Source organism: Treponema sp. UBA3813, assembly GCA_002368605.1.
GTDB lineage: Bacteria > Spirochaetota > Spirochaetia > Treponematales > Treponemataceae > Treponema_D.
Window position 1 is genome coordinate 59296 of record DFEB01000037.1, and the last position, 21179, is coordinate 80474.

General features: G+C 42.1%; 16 protein-coding genes. 6 read left to right on the forward strand and 10 right to left on the reverse strand.

The window, feature by feature from the left end:
- Positions 1-11: 11 nt before the first annotated feature.
- The 3 genes from B2089_RS06345 to B2089_RS06355 all read left to right on the forward strand — a co-directional run bounded on the left by B2089_RS06345 (position 12) and on the right by B2089_RS06355 (position 2699).
- On the forward strand, positions 12-1361 hold the full coding sequence (locus tag B2089_RS06345; protein WP_296321047.1) for a uracil-xanthine permease family protein: 1350 nt from the start codon (positions 12-14) through the stop codon (positions 1359-1361).
- The gene (locus tag B2089_RS06350; protein ID WP_296321044.1) at positions 1361-1843 is read left to right on the forward strand and encodes a YkgJ family cysteine cluster protein; all 483 of its coding nucleotides are present in this window, start codon (positions 1361-1363) and stop codon (positions 1841-1843) included. The genes B2089_RS06345 and B2089_RS06350 overlap by 1 nt, the downstream gene beginning before the upstream one ends.
- A gap of 82 nt (positions 1844-1925) precedes the next feature.
- Positions 1926-2699 (forward strand): SDR family oxidoreductase, encoded by a 774-nt coding sequence (locus B2089_RS06355; RefSeq protein ID WP_296321041.1) that lies wholly within the window; start codon positions 1926-1928, stop codon positions 2697-2699.
- An 86-nt stretch (positions 2700-2785) separates the two neighbouring features.
- Here the strand turns inward: B2089_RS06355 and B2089_RS06360 are convergent, their stop codons facing one another.
- Positions 2786-4096, reverse strand: coding sequence for a GGDEF domain-containing response regulator (locus tag B2089_RS06360; RefSeq protein WP_296321037.1), 1311 nt, complete (start codon positions 4094-4096; stop codon positions 2786-2788).
- A gap of 174 nt (positions 4097-4270) precedes the next feature.
- Between B2089_RS06360 and B2089_RS06365 the strand changes: the two genes are divergently transcribed.
- On the forward strand, positions 4271-6004 hold the full coding sequence (locus B2089_RS06365; protein ID WP_296321034.1) for a two-component system response regulator: 1734 nt from the start codon (positions 4271-4273) through the stop codon (positions 6002-6004).
- Between the two features lie 23 nt (positions 6005-6027).
- The gene (locus tag B2089_RS06370) at positions 6028-6363 is read left to right on the forward strand and encodes an Hpt domain-containing protein (RefSeq protein WP_296321031.1); all 336 of its coding nucleotides are present in this window, start codon (positions 6028-6030) and stop codon (positions 6361-6363) included.
- 11 nt (positions 6364-6374) lie between these two features.
- Here the strand turns inward: B2089_RS06370 and B2089_RS06375 are convergent, their stop codons facing one another.
- From B2089_RS06375 to B2089_RS06385, 3 genes are all read right to left on the reverse strand, one after another.
- Entirely contained in the window at positions 6375-7844 is a 1470-nt protein-coding gene (locus B2089_RS06375) for a P83/100 family protein (RefSeq protein ID WP_296321025.1), read from the reverse strand.
- A gap of 34 nt (positions 7845-7878) precedes the next feature.
- Positions 7879-8007, reverse strand: a complete 129-nt coding sequence (locus B2089_RS06380) for a hypothetical protein (protein ID WP_296321022.1) — start codon at positions 8005-8007, stop codon at positions 7879-7881.
- Positions 8008-8143: 136 nt separating this feature from the next.
- A complete protein-coding gene (locus B2089_RS06385; RefSeq protein WP_414717862.1) occupies positions 8144-9034 on the reverse strand; it encodes an SPFH domain-containing protein in 891 nt (296 codons plus the stop codon).
- Between the two features lie 184 nt (positions 9035-9218).
- On the opposite strand from B2089_RS06385, the gene B2089_RS06390 reads away from it, so the two are divergent.
- Positions 9219-10088 (forward strand): DUF3737 family protein, encoded by an 870-nt coding sequence (locus tag B2089_RS06390; RefSeq protein WP_296321019.1) that lies wholly within the window; start codon positions 9219-9221, stop codon positions 10086-10088.
- On the opposite strand, the gene B2089_RS06395 is transcribed toward B2089_RS06390, so the two are convergent.
- From B2089_RS06395 to B2089_RS06420, 6 genes are all read right to left on the reverse strand, one after another.
- Entirely contained in the window at positions 10060-12588 is a 2529-nt protein-coding gene (locus B2089_RS06395) for a cobyric acid synthase (RefSeq protein ID WP_296321017.1), read from the reverse strand. The two genes, B2089_RS06390 and B2089_RS06395, sit on opposite strands and share 29 nt — an antisense overlap.
- Positions 12585-14000 (reverse strand): RNA-binding domain-containing protein, encoded by a 1416-nt coding sequence (locus B2089_RS06400; protein ID WP_296321015.1) that lies wholly within the window; start codon positions 13998-14000, stop codon positions 12585-12587. The genes B2089_RS06395 and B2089_RS06400 overlap by 4 nt, the downstream gene beginning before the upstream one ends.
- Before the next feature lie 131 nt (positions 14001-14131).
- Entirely contained in the window at positions 14132-15133 is a 1002-nt protein-coding gene (locus B2089_RS06405; protein ID WP_296321012.1) for a hypothetical protein, read from the reverse strand.
- Between the two features lie 8 nt (positions 15134-15141).
- Entirely contained in the window at positions 15142-19098 is a 3957-nt protein-coding gene (locus tag B2089_RS06410) for an Eco57I restriction-modification methylase domain-containing protein (protein WP_296686397.1), read from the reverse strand.
- The gene (locus B2089_RS06415; RefSeq protein WP_296686400.1) at positions 19091-20095 is read right to left on the reverse strand and encodes a restriction endonuclease subunit M; all 1005 of its coding nucleotides are present in this window, start codon (positions 20093-20095) and stop codon (positions 19091-19093) included. The genes B2089_RS06410 and B2089_RS06415 overlap by 8 nt, the downstream gene beginning before the upstream one ends.
- Positions 20096-20162: 67 nt before the next feature.
- On the reverse strand, positions 20163-21173 hold the full coding sequence (locus B2089_RS06420) for a FecCD family ABC transporter permease (RefSeq protein WP_296320994.1): 1011 nt from the start codon (positions 21171-21173) through the stop codon (positions 20163-20165).
- Between the last annotated feature and the right edge of the window lie 6 nt (positions 21174-21179).

Genomic DNA, 21179 nt, shown 5'->3' on the forward strand with positions numbered 1-21179 from the left:
AGGAGTTAAAAATGGAATTAGTTTACGGAATCAAAGACCGCCCAAGTTTGGGTAAGGTCTTCTTGTTTGCCATTCAGCAGCTGCTTGCAATCATGGCGGCTACAATCGCAGTTCCGGCAATCGTGGGTAACGGGCTTACGGCTTCGGCAGCCCTTTTCGGCGCCGGCGTGGGAACATTCGTCTATCTTCTCTTCACAAAAAGCGCAAGCCCTGTCTTCTTGGGAAGCTCCTTCGCTTTCATCGGCTCGATGTTCTCTGCCTTTGGTGGTGCTGCATCAATCACAGTGGGCTACTGGGGCCTGATTATCGGTTCCCTCATGGCGGGAATCGTCTACATCATTATCGCACTTGCAGTTAAATTTTGTGGCATCGCTTGGATTGACAAGCTTATGCCGCCGGTCATCATCGGACCGACAGTGGCAATCATCGGTCTTTCCCTCTCAGGAAACGCTGTTCAAGACTTGATGAAGAGCAACATCGAGGGCGGAAGCTCCTATGTTGCCCTTATCTGCGGCCTTTTCACCCTTTTCGTAACAATGATGTGCTCAACCTACGGAAGCAAAATCGGAAAGCTCATTCCTTTCATTCAGGGAATTCTGGCAGGCTATATCCTCGCTTCGATTTTCGCAATCATCGGCCACGCCACCAACAATCCATCCCTCATCGTCATCAACTACTCTGCCCTCACGGAACTTGACTTCTCAAAATTCTCAAGCTATCTTTCCCTTCCACGCTTCACTTTTGTTCTTGGAGGAGCCGAGGGACTCAAAGGCGTCACGGGAACTTACCTTCTCACGATTTTCGCCGCTTATGTTCCCGTAGCTTTCGTTGTCTTTGCGGAGCATCTAGCCGACCACAAAAACCTTTCTGCAATCGTGGGCGTAAACCTTCTTGAAGAGCCGGGTCTCACCCGCACCCTTCTCGGCGACGGCGTTGGAACATTCGTTTCTACCCTCTTCGGCGGCTGTCCGAACACAACTTACGGCGAGTCAATCGGCTGCGTGGCAATCACCAGAAACGCCTCTACAATCTCAATCTGGGGCTGCGCGATTCTCTGTATCGTATTCAGCTTGCTCACTCCCCTCGTCGCTTTTTTGGAGACAATTCCGTCATGCGTCATGGGCGGCGTTTGCGTAGCCCTCTACGGATTTATCGCGGTTTCCGGCCTCAAGATGTTCCAGCAGGTCGATTTGAACAAAAACTCAAATCTTTTCGTAGCCAGCGTGATTCTGATTACGGGCGTCGGTGGCATGGTCGTTAAATTCGGAAAAGTCGAAATCCGAACCGTTGCCTGCGCCCTGATTCTGGGAATCATCACCAACATCCTGCTTTCACGCAAAAAAGAAGAAAAACCTGAATAATGTCAGAACCATTCTACAAAAATGGCCTTAAATTCGGCTGCAAGCGGTGTTCTTTCTGCTGCGGCCACTCACCGGGCTTCGTCTATCTTTCCTTGCGGGATTTAACGGAATTGCGCACTTTTCTCAAAATGAGCGTTACGGAATTCGTATCAAAATACTGTCGCTGGGCTGATTATTACTACGGCGAGCAAGTCCTAGCCCTTCTGGAAAAAAAGAATTACGACTGCATTCTCTGGGAAAATGGCTGCTCCTGCTATTCTGCCCGCCCTGTCCAATGCTCCACCTATCCTTTCTGGTCTTGGATGATAAAAGACCAGGCGACCTGGGATGAATGTGCCCAGGACTGCCCTGGAATGAGAAACGAAGAAGGAAAACTCTGGACTTTTGAGGAAATTGAGGCCAACAAAAATGCCTACGACACAAACAAGCCCCTGACCCGCGCCCAAGTGGAAAAAATGCTGAACGAAGAGAAAATGTGTTAGACAGTGCTAACATTTTGCATTATAATCCTTCTTATGATATAATAAAATTTATTAAAGCTAATTTTAGGTTTTAGGAGGATTTATGAATTCATATTTCGATTTAAAAGGACAGGTCGCCCTTGTAACAGGATGCTCTACAGGTCTTGGCGTTCAGATGGCAAAAGCACTTGCAAATCAAGGTGCCAAAATCGTGGCAATCGCCCGCCGGAAGGATAAAATCGAAGCAGTTGCAAAAGAAATCGCCGACACATATAAAGTTGAGACTCTTGCAATTCCCTGTGACATCACTGATACAGAGCGCGTAAACGCAACAGTCGATGAAATCATGAAAAAATTCGGAAGAATCGACATCCTTATCAACAATGCCGGAACAGGAGCCGTCGCCCCAGCCGAAGACATCACCGACGAGCAGTTCAACGGCGAGATGAATGTTGACCTTGCCGGCACCTTCAAAGTCGCCCGCGCCGTCGCCAAAAAAGCAATGATTCCCGCAAAATACGGAAGGGTCATCAATATCGCTTCAATGTACGGCCTTGTCGGCAACAAAATCGCGGGCAGCGCCCCCTACCATGCGGCAAAAGGCGGTGTCGTAAACCTTACGCGAGCTTTGGCCGCTGAATGGGGAAAATACAAAATCACCGTAAATTCAATTTGTCCAGGATATTTCTACACTCCACTCACAAAAGAGACTTTGGACTCAGATTTCTTCCAGCAGAACGCAAAGACAATGATTCCAATGGAGCGTTACGGAAATGAAGGCGAGCTTGACAGTGCGGCAATCTTCCTCGCAAGCCCAGCCTCAAGCTATGTCACAGGCGTAAATCTCCCGGTTGACGGCGGCTACACCTGTATGTAATTTTTAAACAAAAAAGGGGAAGGCAACCTTTCTCAAAAGGTTTCTTCCCCCTTTCAATCCCTCATCTTCCAAAGGTGGGGGATTTTTTATTCAATCATCCCCTGCTCAAAAGAAAGTGAAAACATAGCAGAAGAATCTGCGTTTTTCCAGTTTTGCATAATTCTTTCAGTGACGGTATTAATATCTGAATTAGAAATTTCCGGGAGCATGACAATAAACTGGAGCGCATTGTTTTTGGTCACCAAATCACTCTGCCTCAAGGAAGAGCACAGAACTTCCATAAATTCATCGGCGGCATCTTCAATCGGAACGGCGGCATGTTCCTTTTCTTTAAGCATAAAAAGCAATATTGCCGCTTCATTATTATAATTTGCCTTGAGACGGCTATAAAACTGATACATGGAACGGAAATGCTCAAAAGAAAGCAAAAATGCCCCCTTATTCTTGTTTCGTTCACTTAAAATTTTTATGGCATTCCTCAAATCACCAGACTGAGATTCTTCTTTTTGGTTATCCTCGGACAAATCGGTGTAGAACATGTAGCCGTGCTTGCCGTTTTGTTTTACCGTATAGAGGGCTTTGTCTGCCTTTTTATGCAAAGAAGCGAAATCAGTGCCTTCATTTGGAACAAAGACACAGCCAATGGACGCTCCCAGAGGAATTGTCATATCCTCGCCCATAAATTCTTTTGCGGCATCAAGAATATACTTGTTTATAAAGCGGGATTTTTTTTCGATTACAATGTCCTCTTTTACATTCTGGCAGAAAGCGATGAATTCGTCCCCACCGAGCCGGCCAACCACATCAATGGGACGAACGACTGCCTTTAAAATCTCGGCAAATCGAATGAGGATTTTGTCGCCCATGTCGTGACCGTACATGTCATTAACGAGCTTGAAGCTGTCCAAATCAATCATCATGAGAACGCCATGTGCCGATTTGCAGAGTTCGGCAATTTCGCCCTCAGAAGAAAATTTATTCAAGAGACCTGTCATTGGATCCATGACGGCGGCCTGCTTTAAGCCCTGGATTTTTTCGACAGTTTGGAGAATGTTCCCCACCCGTTTGAGCAGGATATCGGCACGGAAAGGCTTGTGAATAAAATCCATGGCACCGTTCTCGAAGCCCTTGCTTTCCGTTTCCTCGTTGGTGTCGGCGGTCATGAACATGAAGGGAATCTGCTCGTTGTACTCTTTCTGAAGTGACTGTTGAAGTTCGTAGCCTGACATTCCCGGCATTCGTAAATCAGAGAGAACCATATCAGGCTTTTCTTTTTTAAAAAGCTGAATTGCCTCTTCGCCGGAACTTGCGCATACCGTTGAATAGGCTGAAGAAAGAATATGATTCGTCATCATCAGAGAAATTTTTTCGTCATCAACAATCATTATCTTTTTCATAAACAGCCACCATTCATTAAAAAAAGGTAAGAGTAATATGTAAAGATTTTACCATAGGATTTCTGAATTCACAATGTTTTAAATTTCAGATTTTTTTAAAAATTTCCCGTAATTTTTCTGTGCATTTTGGAAAAAACGGTTTATAATATTTTGTTATAAGGAATTAACAAAAAAATGATTCGACGAGATACCGAATTTAAACGAACCGTTCTGGTTGTTGACGATGAAGATGTAAACCGCGCTCTTCTTGGTGCGATTATCGAACAGAAATACAATGTACTGTATGCAAAAAACGGAAAGGAAGCCTTAGACCAAATCAAACAAAACGCCGACGGTCTTTCCCTTGTCCTTTTGGACATTCTCATGCCAGAAATGGACGGCTACGAAGTCCTGGGCGAAATCAACAAAGACTCAAAACTCAAAAAAATTCCGGTTGTCGTACTCACCAGCGAAAAATCCGCCGAAGTCAAAAGCCTTGAACTGGGAGCGGCAGACTTCCTTTCAAAACCCTACGACCTTCCCGAAGTCATTCTTGCGCGAGTCCAGCATTCAATCCAGCTTTTTGAAGGCAATAAAATCATTCAGGCCACCGAAAACGATGCCCTCACCAACCTTTACACGCCGGAATTCTTCTTTGAATACGGCCATCAATACGATAAGCGGCATCCAAGTCACGAGATGGACTCAATCGTCATCGATTTCAGCCGCTTCCATCTTTTAAACGAGCTTCACGGTCGCGAAACTGGCGACGAAGTTCTTATCAAAATTGCCGATGGAATCCGAGAAATCTTCAACGAAATCTTCGGGATTGCCTGCCGCCACGACGCAGACACTTTCTATCTTTACACAAAACACCGGGCTGAATACACAAGCGTTATCGAAAAAATCACGGTCAAACTCATTTCTATCCTAAAATCTCAGGAAATTCGGATCCGAATGGGCGTATATTTTGACAAAGCCCACGAAATTCCATTTGAGTCTCGCTTTGACCGGGCTTTACAGGCTTGCAACGGCTTACGAAACAAACACGGCTCAGCGGTCGCAATTTACGACGAAGAAATGCATCAAAAAGAAATGTTTGCAGCCCGCTTGCTGGAAGATTTTGACACTGCAATCCGCGAAAAACAATTCAGGGTTTATTTCCAGCCAAAATACAACATCACTGGTGACACTCCCCTGCTCTCAAGCTCCGAGGCTCTTATCCGCTGGATTCACCCGGAACTGGGCTTCATCCGCCCTGATTTGTTCATTCCCCTCTTTGAGGAAAACGGTCTGGTTCAAAAGCTCGACCGCTATGTCTGGAAGGAGGCCGCCGAACAAATCAAAAAATGGCGTGACAAATACGGCATAACAAAGCCCGTTTCAGTGAATGTAAGCCGGGTTGACATCTCTGACCCCGACATGACCGACTATATCTGTAAAATCGTCAACGAAAACGAAATTTCTTCCCACGATTATCTTCTTGAAATCACGGAATCAGCCTACACTGACAATTCCCAGCAGATTATCGACATCGTAAACAATTTGCGCAACAAAGGATTCCGTATCGAAATGGACGACTTTGGCTCAGGCTACTCTTCCCTCAACATGCTGACCACCCTTCCCATTGACGCTCTCAAACTCGACAAAGGCTTTATCAACAATATTGCCCACGGAAACAAAGAAATGCGCATGGTAGAGCTGATTCTCGAAATAGCCGAATTCCTTAAAGTCCCCGTCATCGCAGAAGGTGTGGAAACGAGGGAACAGCTGGAGCTTTTAAAAATAGCAAAATGCGATGTCATTCAAGGCTACTATTTCTCAAAACCACTCCCACCCGAAGAATTTAACGCCCTCATCGAAAAAGACATTGAAGTACGAAAAGAACTTAAAGCAAAAGAAAAGGAAAAAGAACAGAAACAACGCTAAGTCGAAGTTTAAAAGGAGAAACTATGATTACGATTGAATCACTTAAATCTTACGGCGCAAATGTTGAAGAAGGACTGGCTCGCTGCCTTAACAAAGAAGATTTTTACATTAAAATGGTAAATCTTGGTTTAAAAGACGAACGATTTGATAAGCTGGCTGACATTCTCGCCTCAAAAGATTTGGACTCTGCTTTTGAAGCCTGCCATGCCTTAAAAGGCGTTATCGGAAACCTTGCCCTCACCCCGCTTTACGAGCCAATCAGCAAGATGACAGAATTGCTTCGTGCCAATACCGATACGGATTACTCAGAGCTTGTCGCTGAAGTCAAAAGTCAGCGCGACAAACTCCTTGCAATGTAAAATCCCCTTATCTACTTCCAAATAGAAGTAAGGGCCGGAAGTGAAAGCAAGACAGGATTTCCGCGTACATCAGTCACAAGAATTCCCTCGCTGAAGAAGTTGAGCGGGCTTGCACCGTTGATTGCAACATCACTCTTCTTTTTGAGATTAAGATTTTTATCGTAAGAAGCAAGATAGTATTTTCCATTTTCATTGACAATCACATAGAAAGCGTCCCCACTCTGCACAAGAGAAGAATTTTCTGAAAGAGTTTCCGCGCTCTGCTTTTTGATTTCCAAAGTCACTGAATCGACAAGGCAAAGCTTTACAGCCGCTTTTTTGTCGTTTACGCCACACACAGCCACAAAAGCCTCTCCCAAAGTCTCATTGCTTCCATCGTCTTTTGGAACACTTACATTTGATACAGGGAAAATAGATTTCTCACGGATTTGCTTTAATGATGACTTTTTGACAACATTTCCGTTTTCCGGGTTGACCGTCATAAGCGAATACAGTTTATTCTTTTCGTCAACAATAAAAAGACTTGTAAGATAGTTCTGATTCTGACTTTGGCTTGCCTTTGCGACTTCTTCTTTTTTAACCTCAGTCTTATCTTTTGCAATTTGCTCTCGTTCAGTCTTTACTTCTTCGCCTTTTTTATCGGCGAGCTTCTGCTGTTTCTCTGACTCTTTGGCACTTGCGCTTGCACTTACTTTGTCACCGTCTTTTTTTGCCTGAGCTGCTTCTTTCTGAGCTGCCTTTGCCTTTTCGCTGGCATCCCCTGCTTCTTTTTCTTTTATATCGGTGAGTTTTTCGCGAGTCTCCACGCTTTTGTCAGTTTCGGCCCGCAATGCCTCGATAACCTTGTTGTCACTGATTTCAGAAGTTTCGATTGAGGCAGTTCCTGCTGAAATTTCACCAAGAGGAATGACAATCTGCGTTTTGCCAGCCCAATCTTCCCAATTTGTACTCAAACCAACGGCCTCTTCGGTTAGGTATGTAAGAACTGCATTTTTGTATTTTGAAGAGAAATTTGAAAGCTGGCCGCGGTAAACCGCATTGTAGACCGTGACGAAAACTGCAAGGGTCTCGGCATCTTCCATTGAATAACCGTAGGCCGCCATGAGGTAACCAGTGATGATTCTGCGCAAATTGTTGATATGGTCAACGCCTGCCGTTGCATTCAAGAAAAGAATGTCTGCATCAAGCCCCTGCTCATCGATACCGCCAACAACATGATAGACTGAGTATTTTGCATTGGGCTGCACCGACAAAGGGTTTTCAACATCAGCTGCAACTTCGTTACCAAGTGCCGTTCCTATTCCAAGAATTGCCGCAGCCGAATCTATGATTCTGTGAGTGCCGCCATAGTTCTCAAATTGCACGGCCGCATCCTGAGCAGACTGCAATTCGTTCTTATTAACATCAAGGGTAAAAACCTGAGAAGAAAACAAGAAAATTCCTGAAAGCACGAATGCCGTCTTCATCAACAATTTTTTCATAACCTTTCCTTATGTAGCTTATGACTCAAACTGATCAACCATTGAGGATATTCTTTAAAACGAAAATGTATGATACACTCAAAAAAATCGCGACAATCAGCATTGAACCGATTGTTCCAACCAAAAGCTCGCTCTGAAGTGACATGTATTTTTTATTTTTCATTTACTCTTTCCTATATTAGTGTCGATTTAACCAATTAATCACGGCATTTATTAACTTTATTCCAAACACAATAAACAAAATTAAAAATACAAGAGAAAATATGCCAATAATTACACTTGTAATAATCATCATCATTTTAGTTTCCTTTTACCAATTCTTTCACACTGGTCAAAAATCCCGCCATGTTCTGAATGTCTGACGGAATTATGATTTTATTAGCCGCTCCTTTGCTTGCAGTCTCAAATGCCTCAAGACTTCGGAGTTTTATGACTGACTCGTCGGCTCCAGCTTCTTTAATCATCTGAATACCCTGAGCAGTTGCCTTCTGAACTTCAAGGATTGCCTCGGCCTCACCCTTTGCCTTTTGGACAGCCGCTTCTTTTTGAGCCTCGGCCTCAAGAATCATGGCCTGTTTTTTACCCTCGGCTTCAAGAATCGCGCTCTGCTTGTGACCTTCGGCAATAAGAATCTGCTCGCGGCGTTCACGCTCAGCCCGCATCTGCTTTTCCATCGCTTCCTGAATTGCCTTTGGCGGATCGATATTCTTTACTTCGACGCGGGTGACCTTGATTCCCCATGGGTCTGTAGCCTCATCAAGAATACTGCGCATTTTTGTATTGATTACATCGCGGCTGGTAAGCGTTTCGTCCAGTTCAAGTTCACCAATGATGTTTCGGATTGTAGTTGAAGTAAGATTCTCCAGCGCGAAATTGGGATTCTCAACTCCGTAAGTGTAAAGCTTAGGGTCCGTTACCTGACAGTAAACTACAGTATCAATCTGAATCGTAACATTATCTTTTGTGATTACCGGCTGGGGCGGAAAATCCATGACCTTTTCTTTGAGAGACATAGAATTTGCAATTCGATCGATAAAAGGCAGCTTAACATGAAAACCCACTTGCCATGTGGTACAATAAGCACCCAGTCGTTCAATAATGCAAGCCCGTGATTGGGGCACAACACGAACATTTGCCACAATCATCACGAAGACAATGAAAAGAACGACAACAAAAACTGGAATCATCATAAAATCTCCTTAAAAAATCACTTTTATTATAATCCATAATTTGAATTTTATAAAGAAAAATAGGCATATTTTTTGTTAATGCTCTGCCGACAATTCTCTTGTGGCAAGTGAGCCAAAAACTGACAGTCAGGGAGCAACAAAGAATTTGCCGAATTCGCATTTATTTTATTATATTTAGTACAATATGAATTTTGAACAGAACTTTGAGAATCAGACTTTTGACGAAGAACGCGCCCTTTATGGCATAAAAAATGCGCTGGTAAAGAATTGCTCTTTTGACGGCCCGGCTGACGGCGAATCAGCCTTAAAAGAAGCCAGCGATTTTGAAGTAAAGGACTGCTACATGAACCTGCGCTATCCTTTCTGGCATGTGACAAACGCAAAAATCAGCGGAAGCGAACTGACGGAAAATTGCCGGGCTGCCCTCTGGTACGACAAAAATGTAGAAATTGACTCATGCAAACTCAACGGAATCAAGGCTTTGCGGGAATGTGAGGGCATCACTCTCAAAAACAGCAGCGTCTCTTCTCCAGAATTTATCTGGAAGTGCAAGAATCTTTTAGTCGAAAATGTCGAAATCAACGAGTCGGAATATCCTTTCTTTGAGGTGGAAAATGCAAAAATCACCAATCTTAAAATGAAGGGAAAATATTCTTTTCAGTACGACAAGAATATCGAAATCTGCGATTCGGATTTGGACACAAAGGACGCGTTCTGGCACACAAAAAATGTGACCGTTCGGAACAGCACTGTCAAAAGCGAATATTTAGGCTGGTACTCAGAAAACCTTACCCTCATAAACTGCCGCATTATCGGAACCCAGCCCTTCTGCTACTGCAAAAATCTTGTTTTGGAAAATTGTACCATGGAAGGCTGCGACCTTGCCTTTGAGCGAAGTTCAGTCCAGGCGGATGTAAAAGGAAAAATCGACAGCGTAAAGAACCTGTTTTCAGGCAGCGTGACGGCAGACGAAATTGGCGATATTATTATGGAAGAAAACATCATTGACAGGGCGAAATCCAAGATTATTTGCCGGAAACGCCAGCGTTCATGATTTCATAGATTTTCTTCATGTCCAAGTGGGCGCGGAGCGTGTCGGCCAGAAGATTGTACTGGCTTTCCTTAAAATCCTGAATCGTGGGAAATCCGTTGAAAATTTGTGACTCACCTTCCCCGTCCTGTTTTTCTTTTGCGGCCAAAAAGGATTTTTCAAAATCGATTCCCTTTCGTCTGGCGAGGATTTCAACAAACTTCTGGCATAATTCCGCCTGGTCAAAAAATCCGTGAATGTAGGTGCCGAAGACATTTCCCTTAACCGCGCCGTCAAGCTTGGTCACGCCGGAAACGCTGTCAGTAACCTGCGCCAAAAAGGACTCAGCCGCCCCCGCAACAAAGCGCGTCCGTCCCATGTGGATTTCATAGCCGGAAACAGGAAGAAAATCGAGGGCAGAAAAGAGAGATTCGGAATTAACTTCGGAATGACGCAAACCATCGGATTCAGGATGACCGATTTCACCATCAGAAGAATCATTAATCATCAATTTTCCCGAAACGCGGGTGCGTGTCTTCTCCGAAGAAAAGACTGTCTCCACAGGAAGCAAGGAAAGTCCAATGAATTGTGCATTCTGCATTACACATTCTGAATTATATTCGCTTCCCGAAATCTTTTCCCCCAGCATCTGAAAGCCGCCACAGATTCCTGCGATTGGCGTACCTTTTTTTGCCTCGGATTGAATAAGAGAAGCAAGGCCAGATTTTTTGAGCCAGTCCAAGTCAGCGAGAGTGTTTTTTGTTCCCGGAAGGATTATGCAGTCGGGAGAACCTAAGTCTTTGGGTTCTGAGACATAATAGAGGTTCACCAGAGGAGAATTTTGCAGAGGAATGAAGTCAGTGAAGTTTGAAATATGAGGCAAACGAACGACCGCTAGTTGAATTTTTTCTTTATCGTCTTGAAATTTTGTAAAAGTGTGCAAATTTTCAGACAGCGAATCCTCGTCGTCCAGCTGAATTTTCATATAAGGGATGCAGCCGACTACAGGAATACCTGTTTTTTCTTCCAGCATTTTGATTCCGCTTTCAAGAATGGTCTCATCCCCGCGGAATTTGTTGATTATAAAGCCTTTTACCCGCGACCGTTCGTTAGGCGTAAGCAGTTCCACGGTTCCTACGAGCTGTGCAAAAACTCCGCCCAGGTCAATGTCGGCCACGAGAAGCACCGGGCTGTCGGCGATTTCTGCCATTCCCATGTTTACGATGTCATTTTCTTTGAGGTTGATTTCGGCAGGACTACCCGCCCCTTCAAGCACGATTATGTCATGCTGGAGGCTGAGTTTTTCGTAAGCGGCCTTTATGTGTGGAATCAGGGATTTTTTGTAGGCGAAATATTCTTTTGCGGCCATGTTTCCCAGCACTTCGCCATTCACGATGACCTGACTTCCCGTGTCGCTGGTGGGTTTAAGGAGAATAGGATTCATGAGGACACTCGGCTCTACTCCGGCCGCTTCTGCCTGCATGACCTGCGCCCGCCCCATTTCCAGGCCTTCGTTGGTGACAAAGGAATTCAGGGCCATGTTCTGGGACTTAAAGGGCGCGACTGAAAATCCGTCCTGCTTGAAAATACGGCACAAGCCCGCCACGACAAAAGATTTCCCCGCATTAGACATCGTTCCCTGCACCATCAAACAAGAATTATGTCCGTGTAATTCTTGTTTTGACGCTGCAGTACCGCATCCTTGCGGAGATTTTTCAAAGATTTTTTTCTTGCAAAATTTCTGTACCAATTCTTCGTAAGCCTTTTCTTCGTTGAAGAAATTTTCGTCCAATTCGTACAAAGCGCTCAACTGAGACTTACACGCCTTTTCCTTTCGGGAAAGTTCCCGGATTTCTTTTTTCCCGACGCAGAGGATTCGGCTGGAGATTTTAAGGGCAAGGTCGATTTCGTGGAGGGAGGCGATGATCGTGACGCCTTTCCCAGCGAGATTTTTGAGAATCGCAAGGAGTTCAAGCCGCCACTTGATGTCCAGGTAGCTGGTCGGCTCATCTAAAACCAATAGCTTTGGGTTTTGACAGAGGGCACGGGCAATCATTATCCGCTGTTTTTGACCGTCACTGACGCACATAAAGTCTTTCTGGGCAAAATCCTGAGCGTGAAGCAAGGAAATCGCCTCGTCAACCGCCTTTTCGTCATCTGAATTCAAAAGTCCAAAATAGCCGGTGTGGGGATAACGGCCAGAAGCGACCACATCACGACAGGTCAGCAATTCGGGCTTGACGCTGGTGGTAAGCAAAACCGAGATTTTTTTTGACACTTCCTTTTGCGTGTAGGATTTCAGCTCCGATGAATCAAGGAAAACCGCACCTTCAATGGGTTCTAGCTGACGGATAATCGTTTTGAGGAGAGTGGATTTGCCTGAGCCGTTGGGCCCGATAAGCGAGAGAATTTCGCCTGCGCGCAGAGAGAGGGAAATGCCACTATGGAGAGGAGATTTTCCGTAGCCCACGGCGAGATTTTTTAGGATTAGGGGGAAGGTGGCTGGAGAAAGGTTGTTTTTCATATAATCTCCCAATGTCCGCCTTTGTCTGCGCCCACGCGACGGATAATATTTTTTTCCTGTAACCTTGCAATCTGCTTGGCAACTGCACGCCTGGAAATTCCCAGTTTATCTGCCATGTCCTGAGTAGTTATATTTCCATCAGACTTTATAAGTTCAATAATTTTCTGTGAACTTTTCTGTGAACTTTTCTGTGAACTTTTCTGTGAACTTTTCTGTGAACTTTCTATGTATTTTCCATGCTCAACATCCCAAGTATTCTGGCCTGGTGCAAGGTTTTCCTTATAAATCAAACCGTCTTTTGCAGTTCCGGCCACAGCCTCAAAAGTGACAGTAAAATCGTTGTTATCTATGGAATATTTAGGAAGGGGATTTTCATTTTCTTTGCAGGCATCACAAATCTTTTGAATACCACGCCCCCAAGTTTCAATATATCCGGCCTTAAAAAAAGCTTCTGCAATCAGCGGATTATATTTTATGGACTTATGTTTCTGGAAAAGTTTTTCTTCCGTCCAATCTTCGGTGACATTTGCGGCATCATTTGAAATCACAATCTTATTATAATAAACCCGAATCTGAGTCGGATTCATGTAATTATACGCACGGTGAACAATCGAATTATAAATGGCCTCGCGAATCGCACCATACGCAAATGGAAAAGTTTCAATTCGGGTTGTTCCGTCGTAAGTTATTGTCGCCTTTAAGTATTTGGTAAAAATCAAATCAATGCACTTTTCCGCCTGCTCAAAAAGAGAACCCTTCACCTCGTCCTGATACAGAATATCAGAGTCTTCAAAATAGCCTACCTTGATATATGAATTGAATGCAACCTTATTCGGGTCTTTTGCAAACAAAAGATATGCAGCGCGGGTAAGTTTTCCGTCTTCCGTTAAAAGCTGAAGTTTTTCCAAAAGCTCGCGCTTGGAAAGATTCAAGTCATCAACAGAAAGTCTTTTGTGTTTTAAAGCCTGTTCCCTAAAAATATCAAATGAAGTGTCAGGCAACTGCTCCGGCTTTACGTTTTCTACAACCGCACTTTCCCAACTGACCCCCATTTTCTTCATTAAAAAGGAATTCAATGCATTACCCTTAAGCTGCTGTTTCGTGCTTCCAGAACGGTAATGATACTCACCCCTATAGTTCACAGGAAACTGGCTCGGCTCTACCTTTATTTCAATAACATCCTTTCCATCCTTTTTACTAAGATTCACTTCCGCAAGTATACCAAGCGCATCTCGGATTTTATTTGGTAAATCTTCCAAGGACTTTTTGGCATCACTTACACCAACAGCCTTTCCTTTGTCATCTATACCAATATAAAGCACACCGCCCTGAGCATTTGCAAAACCACAAATCCATTTGAGATATTCATCACGCCAAGATTCTTTGTATTCGACTAACTGGGATTCGGACATTATTGGGCTCCTTTTTTGGGGGTGTTCCCTGCCTTTCGGCAGGTCGGGCTTTTCGCACTTCCGCTATCGCTTCATTCCTACGCTTACGCTTCGGAACGCCTTCGGCGGTGCTACAATCCCTAACGACTGTTTTAAAATAATATATTATCTACTTTCCATTCTTTATTAAGTTTATCTCTATATGAATCAAAAACTATACAATCATCTGTCATTATTTTTGAAGTATCCAACTCAGGTATATAAAAGGATTTTATATCGACATTCTCCATCTCAATTGTGAACATCTGATTTATAGTTGCAGAAAAGACAGTAGAATTATTGATTAAAGATAACGGACTATAACGTATAGCATATAAAACAATATTAGCAGCTATGGCTTCAATAATAAATTTTAGTTTTGCATCGCTGAAAGAATTATATCTATCATGCTTTGTTTTATTATATGCATCATACCACACCAATGATTTTGTAGGATTGGAAACATTCCATAATAGAAACGGAGTTATTTTTGTCCTAAATGAATTATTTCGGAGTCTTATAGAAAAATCCGTTAGAAAGATCTTATTAATTAATTTTGCATAATCCTTAGTTGTATAGTCCTTTCCGTTTATCGGTGTAATTTTATTATGTACAAGGATACTTCTCCATTGGTTTTCAACTTCTGTACATGATAAAATTAACAATTCTCTTGTCTTATAACTATAACATTCCAAACCTTCTATTGATGGTTCTATATATATAAGCAATTCATCTAGTTTTTGTACTAATAAACGAATACTTTGCTCCTGTGAAACTTGCTCAGATTCATTAATCCTCAATGCATTACATGTATCGTACCAATAATATAATGACGGTCTCCAAATTCCTTCGAGTACATGTCCAACATCACGTGTCATAACTTGAATTTCATCAGCTCCAAATCTATATTTTACCCAATCTTCCAGAGACTTATATTTCGCTTTACCTTCTGTAACGGTCAAACCTACAGAGATAATATAAAAGCTTTCTTTTCCATAAAAATGGACATAATGTGTTGGAGTTTCATACGCATAACCATATTTTTGTTCTACATGAACATTATCTACCCATCCAGGAAGATTTGTTTTTGTGTTTTTATAACATATAGCTTTCATAATATCCTTTACATCTCCTTCACCTTAGTCTCAATAAACTCGATTTCATCTTTTGAAAGCCCATATTTCTTATACAACTGTTTATCTATTTCTGGAATAGACTTGCTCCAGTCAATGTCGCTGGTTGCGGTGAAGTCTTGGAGCGGAACAAAGCGATATGTTTTAGCGGTTGCGTCTTGGCTTGCTTTTGCAAGGCTGTGCATAAACCTTGCAAATTTTGTCTTGAAATATCTGCAAATATTATTAGCAGCTGTTTCATCAAGATTCAAATTAATACCTAAAAGTAGATATGATTCAGTACAAACAGTATTTGGCTTTCCTACAACGGCATTTAAATTATCATCATTCAACTCTGTTCCAATGTTATTTGCCCGTGAAGTGAACACCTTCCAATTGTTTATCCATTCTTTATGCGCTGGAACTTGCTCATTTTCGATATATCCAACACTCCAATTCTTTCCATAACAAAATACTGGTTTTTTAAGTCCGTCACTTGAATCTTTGAAATGGGAACTTTTTGCAAAAGTTGTGTCCAAACCAAAAGGTTTACGAGATGACACATACTCAGAGAAAGATTTTGACTTATTCTCAGAAAATATTTTTTTTATTATTTCAATCGCAACTGCACTTCTTATAAAAATCTCTGTTCCCTCTATTTTCATAGGGCGCATTATATCGCTTTCAATTCCTTTATCGTTGTGCGTGATAACCCTTGTAAGTTTTTTCGTATTGTCATAATTTTTATTTCTAAAGAAATAGCAAATTCCACCTCGATTATTTGTATCAGGAAAAAGAAGTTCTGGGTGTAAAAAATCATGAAGTTCTTGCAAATGAATATCATTCAGCATTTTGTTTCTGAATTCATCAAGATTTTTTCCACCAGCATACCATCGTGAGGGCATTATGATTGATACAAGATTCGGGTCAACTTTTTCTGAAAAATCTACAAAATCATTATAAATTGGTCTTGCACTAGCTTGTGCACCACCATCCATCACCTGATACGGTGGATTACCAATTATCGCATCAAAATTCATATCTTTAAGCTCCTTGAGAATTTCTTCATTTTTTGTTGTGTCTATCAAATCATACGATGTAAAGTCAGAATAAATATGTTCTACAGGAAGACCTAAAAGTTTGTAAATCTTCCTTGTACATTCATAGGTTACGCCCGATGTCGGAATGCTGTACACATTATTCTTTATTTTTTCGCCATATCTTTGTAAAAGCGCATTTGCAAATTCCCCGGTCTTTGAGGCAATGTCAAGGAATTTGTCGCTTGCGCAAATATCATCCGGCAGATTGTTCACCAGTTCCATTGCGACATTATCCGGCGTTACTACTTCCGAAACAGAAAGGCGTGACATTTTCTTTAATGCTATTCCAATCTTATCCGGTCTTATTTCTTTTCCAAGCTGGTTGATGTTTTGGATTTTATCTTCAAGATAAGAAAGAATCTGCGGATTGATTTTGTCACGAACAAGTTTTAATTCTTTTACATTAATCTGAAGGTTCTTTCCAATGCGTTTTCCGTCTGTATCATTTTCAATATTGAGAATTATATCTGAAACGCTCTTTTCATCTTTTTCAGAAATAAAGGCAAAAAGCAAGAGCTTAAAATAATAGCCTTGCAGCTTGCTTGCCAATGCTTTGCTGTTATCTTCTTCACTTTGAGAATTATCTTTTTTCTCTGTATTTTGAGGCTCCAAATCTCCGGCCGTTTGTGCATCTGGAATATCAATATCATCACCGTCGTCTTCTGAGCCGTAAGCTGGCACATCAAACTTAATGCCTTTTACCGTAACTTCCGGCTGTTTTTCAATTATTGAACGAATTGCTTCATCTTCAAAAATCCGCTGGTCAATTTCTATGTCGAAAGTTTCATCCATCATGCTCTTATTGGCATTGTAATTACGGATTGTATCGACAATATCTTGCGCTTCTACCCTACCCAATTTTGAATGATTCATAAAAATGATGGGAGCAATTTCAAGTTCTCTTTTTAATTTTGCGTCCAGAACTTCATTTCCTCGTTCAGATTTATTTATGTTTGCTATAAGAGACTTTTTGTGCTGCAATGTGTACATTCTGACAGGATCAAAATCAACAAGAATTGTCTGAGGCTTCATGTCTTGCCTGATTATTTTGCCGTCCTCACTCTTTATAGTCTTAATATACTGACTTTGCAAACGGAAAATTGCCTGGTCATAGTCCTGCGGACTAGATGTATTCCGCAAGAAAATCATCGTATCCCACTCTTTGACGGTCGAGCCTGTAAGCATTTTTCCTACCGTCAAAGAAATTGTCTTTTTCCCTTCTGATTCAAACTTTTCGATTTTTTCTTTGACACGAGCGGCATAATCAGGCTTATTCATTATTGTTCCTGAATCAAAACCTGCAATATTTATAATTTCGTAATCATTCAGATTATTAAAACGCTCAGCCTTTAAAAGATTTTCCATTGCATCACAGGAAGCACAATATGGAAGTACCATGACGATATGGCGGCACATTGAGCCTTTTTTGATTTTGTCATAATTTAAGAAACTGAAAATATTTTCATCCTCTTTGCTTCCGTCAATCGCGCGGAGCAAATCTATAACTTCATCTTTATATTTGAACTGATTGTGTTTTTCGTCTGCTTTTGATGTTGATTCAGGAGAAAACAGTTCATCCAAATCATAGGCATAGCCGTTATTTTTTAAGTCTGCCAGCTTTGCTTTTGCAGATTCGTTCAGATTAAAGGCAAAGCGAATCATCTGTGGAAAGCCATAATAAGGATTTTCCCATTCGTCTTTTTCAATATTTTCCTTATCCCACTTTTCTTTTTCGTTGATAATGTCGCTGTATTGAACCATTCCGACAATATCATCACTTTCAAATTCGTTATCCAAAAGAATTCTGTAAGGAGTACCTGAAAGATGGAGCTTCACTTTTGGAGAAAAGACTTTTATCTGATTCTCAAGATCATCAAAAGATTCGTCATAACCAGTTGATTTTTCTGTCTTTGAAAGTTTCGTACGATTGTTTTGGTTACTGAGCGTAGTCGAAGTACCAAGAACTTTTCCGAATTCTTCTGCCCTTGCTCCAAAATGAGTTTCATCTATAATGAGCAAATCAAGTTTTTTCTGACTGTTTAAGCTGAATAAATCGGCATGGCGAGTTTTTATATCTTCTCCAAGCAAATCCTGCATGGTAAGAAAAACAACTACAAAATGGCCTTCTGCAAGTTTTTCTGAAATGACGGCTGGATTTCTTGACATTGAATCTGAATCAATAAATTCAAAGCCGTCTAGTATTTTTGGACGCTGAACATTTTCTTTCCATTCCAAACGAACTGCTGTCTTTCCGCAAACAACAACAGTCAGTTTTGCTTTCATTGCCTTAGCACAACAAAGAGATGTAAAAGACTTTCCAAAACGCATGACTGCGAACATCAACAAATTGTTGCGGCCTTTTTTGACTGCATTTGAAAAATTCTCTATGACAGCTTTCTGATTTTCTCGCGGTTTCCAGTCCGCATCACGCTTAAAGTCAAAATCTCCTAAAGGCAAGTTATCTTCCACATCATAAAAAGCGTACCTGTTATCTTTCTTCTCAAATGATTTTTGAATGTCTTTTATAGCTTCCTCAACATTTTCCTTTTTTGCATTCATAAAAAACTCGTTTGAAAGATAAATTCCGCTTTTGACATCATCTTTTTCAATTCGGCGGAAGCCATTCTGAATCAAAAAATCATGTACGGAATAATCGCGAAAGTATGTTTTCTCGTCAACTTTTGCAATATGCTCGTATTTCTTTTTCAAATCAGAATAGAATTTTCGCCACTCATCAAGACGGACTTCGACAGGACGGTAAGTGTCACCGACTTTGAGAAAATTAGGAACGGTGTTTGTTTCAAAAGCGTAGATGTATGGATCAACACGGCCTCGAATGAGAGAATTCAGGTTTATATTTTCAATCATTTTTCTCTCCCTCTTTCATAATATCTACGAAGCGTAAAGTTTTATTCTCCTTCCAGTCACGGATTTTGCAATAGATTCCGTTGTGCTTGAAATAAGAATTTTTGCCGTAACCAAGCTTGCAGCCCTCACATGGTTTCGAAATCACATGGCTTTCAAATAAATCTTCCTCCACAATTTCTTTTGTACAACAGGAATTCGGTATAACAAACTTCAAGCCGTCCATTTGCCAGATATTCCATGCAATCACTTTGGCAAAGCCGATTAAATCCTGAGTTTGAAGTTTTTCATGGAAGTTTGCTTCATAGTGCTCTGCGACATCAAAAAGAAGATTTTCTCGTGCAATAAGAATATTATCTCCCTGCCACTCAAACCCATAAGAACTTTGTACAGCAACCATTGCCCATTTTAGCCAATCTTCGCGACTATCAGTATTCTCAGCAACAACACGAAGTTTTCTGTCCAATAGACCTATCCTATTTGGAACCTCTATATATTCACCAGTAACAGTGTCATAACGGCTCGCAAGATAAGGAGCCTCACCGCAAGTAATTTCCAGCCGGTTTGAATTGACATAATCCTGCCAACTTTTGCCTTTTTCGTCTGAGAATTGAATTTTTTCTTTTGTTGCTTCCCATGAGCGTTCCTTTTCTATATTAAAAACATCTTTTCGCCCCAACCAGACTTCATCAACCAAATTGTTCTGAAGATTGCAAACCCAGCTTGGAGTAAAGACTTCTGCTTTTTGTCTCACTCTCTTCTGCTGTTCTTCCTTTGATTTTTTTGTGCGCGGTTTTATAATTCCGCCATGCCGTGAGGTAATTAATTCTATTTTGATTTCTTTCTCAGCAGAATAAGAAAAACCATATTTGGAATAATTGTCCGTTGCCCAAATGATATTTTTTCCTGTCGTTTTGTCCTTCAGAAGAATTTCAAGCAGAGTGCGGTCAATTTTGAGAAGGTCATTTTCTTTTATATCTATCAAATTTTGGGCTTCCATCACTTTTATTCTAGCACATTCCTAGACTTTTTTCATTCAGTTTCCTCTTTAGGCCACCGCTCCGCCATCACTTCTCCCGCTTCCTTCGGTTCACCAGCATGAAAATCACCACGGGCGCGCCGAAAACTGATGTGACCGTGCTTATGCTTAGTTCCATCGGGGAAAGGACTGTGCGGGCGATAAGGTCAGATATGATGCAGAAAACTGCCCCGCCCAAAAATGAAGCCGGAATCACGACCAGACTTTTTGAAGTGAGAAGGAGCCGCTTGACCAAAAAAGGCACGGCGATTCCCACGAAGGAAACCGGGCCTGCAAAAGCCGTGACGGTAGCGGAAAGCAGGCTTGAAAGGAGAATCAAAAGCGGGCGGAAGATTTTTGTGTTCACTCCCATGGACTGAGCGTAACTTTCTCCCAGCTGAAAGGCCTGAATTGGTTTTGCAAGCAAAAAAACAAGGGCTGTAGTCACAAAGATGATTCCGAAAGAAAGCGCGCAGTCGCCCATACCGAAGCCAGAAAAGCTTCCCTTTGACCAGCCGTGCAAGTTCACGATATCGGCGTCTTCGGCAAAGGTAATCAAAAAATCCGTGACCGCCGAAGTGACATAGCCAATCATGATTCCCGCCACCAGAAGGGAACCGGCGGAAGAAATTTTCCGGGCTACCAGTAGAATAAAAGCCGTGGAAAGAAGGGCACCGACAAAGGCCGAAGCGACCAAAATAAGAGACGATGATGCAAATCCCCTTTTGAGCAGAAAAATCAGCGCGAGGGCAACCGTCATCTTGGCTCCCGAAGAGATTCCCAGAACGAAGGGACCTGCAATTGGGTTCTGAAAGTAAGTCTGTAGTAAAAATCCAGAAAGCGAAAGGGCTCCCCCCAGCAAAAACGCCATGATAAGCCGGGGAAAGCGAATCTGCATGATGATGTTGACTTCCTGTGTCGAGCCGCCATGACGCGCCAGAATCGAGCAGACCTTACCGAAAGACAGGGGAACCGAGCCAATGGAAAGAGAGAGCACGGAGGAAAGCGCGAGCAAAATGAGAAAGACGATAAAAACTAAGGGGATTCGATTTACTTTCACTTGCAA

What these genes read in the sequence shown, in the direction of transcription:
- B2089_RS06345 (WP_296321047.1), top strand. Translation starts at nt 12, where the DNA reads ATGGAATTAGTTTACGGAATCAAAGACCGCCCAAGTTTGGGTAAGGTC.
- B2089_RS06350 (WP_296321044.1), top strand. Translation starts at nt 1,361, where the DNA reads ATGTCAGAACCATTCTACAAAAATGGCCTTAAATTCGGCTGCAAGCGG.
- B2089_RS06355 (WP_296321041.1), top strand. Translation starts at nt 1,926, where the DNA reads ATGAATTCATATTTCGATTTAAAAGGACAGGTCGCCCTTGTAACAGGA.
- B2089_RS06360 (WP_296321037.1), bottom strand. Translation starts at nt 4,096, where the DNA reads ATGAAAAAGATAATGATTGTTGATGACGAAAAAATTTCTCTGATGATG.
- B2089_RS06365 (WP_296321034.1), top strand. Translation starts at nt 4,271, where the DNA reads ATGATTCGACGAGATACCGAATTTAAACGAACCGTTCTGGTTGTTGAC.
- B2089_RS06370 (WP_296321031.1), top strand. Translation starts at nt 6,028, where the DNA reads ATGATTACGATTGAATCACTTAAATCTTACGGCGCAAATGTTGAAGAA.
- B2089_RS06375 (WP_296321025.1), bottom strand. Translation starts at nt 7,844, where the DNA reads ATGAAAAAATTGTTGATGAAGACGGCATTCGTGCTTTCAGGAATTTTC.
- B2089_RS06380 (WP_296321022.1), bottom strand. Translation starts at nt 8,007, where the DNA reads ATGAAAAATAAAAAATACATGTCACTTCAGAGCGAGCTTTTGGTTGGA.
- B2089_RS06385 (WP_414717862.1), bottom strand. Translation starts at nt 9,034, where the DNA reads ATGATGATTCCAGTTTTTGTTGTCGTTCTTTTCATTGTCTTCGTGATG.
- B2089_RS06390 (WP_296321019.1), top strand. Translation starts at nt 9,219, where the DNA reads ATGAATTTTGAACAGAACTTTGAGAATCAGACTTTTGACGAAGAACGC.
- B2089_RS06395 (WP_296321017.1), bottom strand. Translation starts at nt 12,588, where the DNA reads ATGAAAAACAACCTTTCTCCAGCCACCTTCCCCCTAATCCTAAAAAAT.
- B2089_RS06400 (WP_296321015.1), bottom strand. Translation starts at nt 14,000, where the DNA reads ATGTCCGAATCCCAGTTAGTCGAATACAAAGAATCTTGGCGTGATGAA.
- B2089_RS06405 (WP_296321012.1), bottom strand. Translation starts at nt 15,133, where the DNA reads ATGAAAGCTATATGTTATAAAAACACAAAAACAAATCTTCCTGGATGG.
- B2089_RS06410 (WP_296686397.1), bottom strand. Translation starts at nt 19,098, where the DNA reads ATGATTGAAAATATAAACCTGAATTCTCTCATTCGAGGCCGTGTTGAT.
- B2089_RS06415 (WP_296686400.1), bottom strand. Translation starts at nt 20,095, where the DNA reads ATGGAAGCCCAAAATTTGATAGATATAAAAGAAAATGACCTTCTCAAA.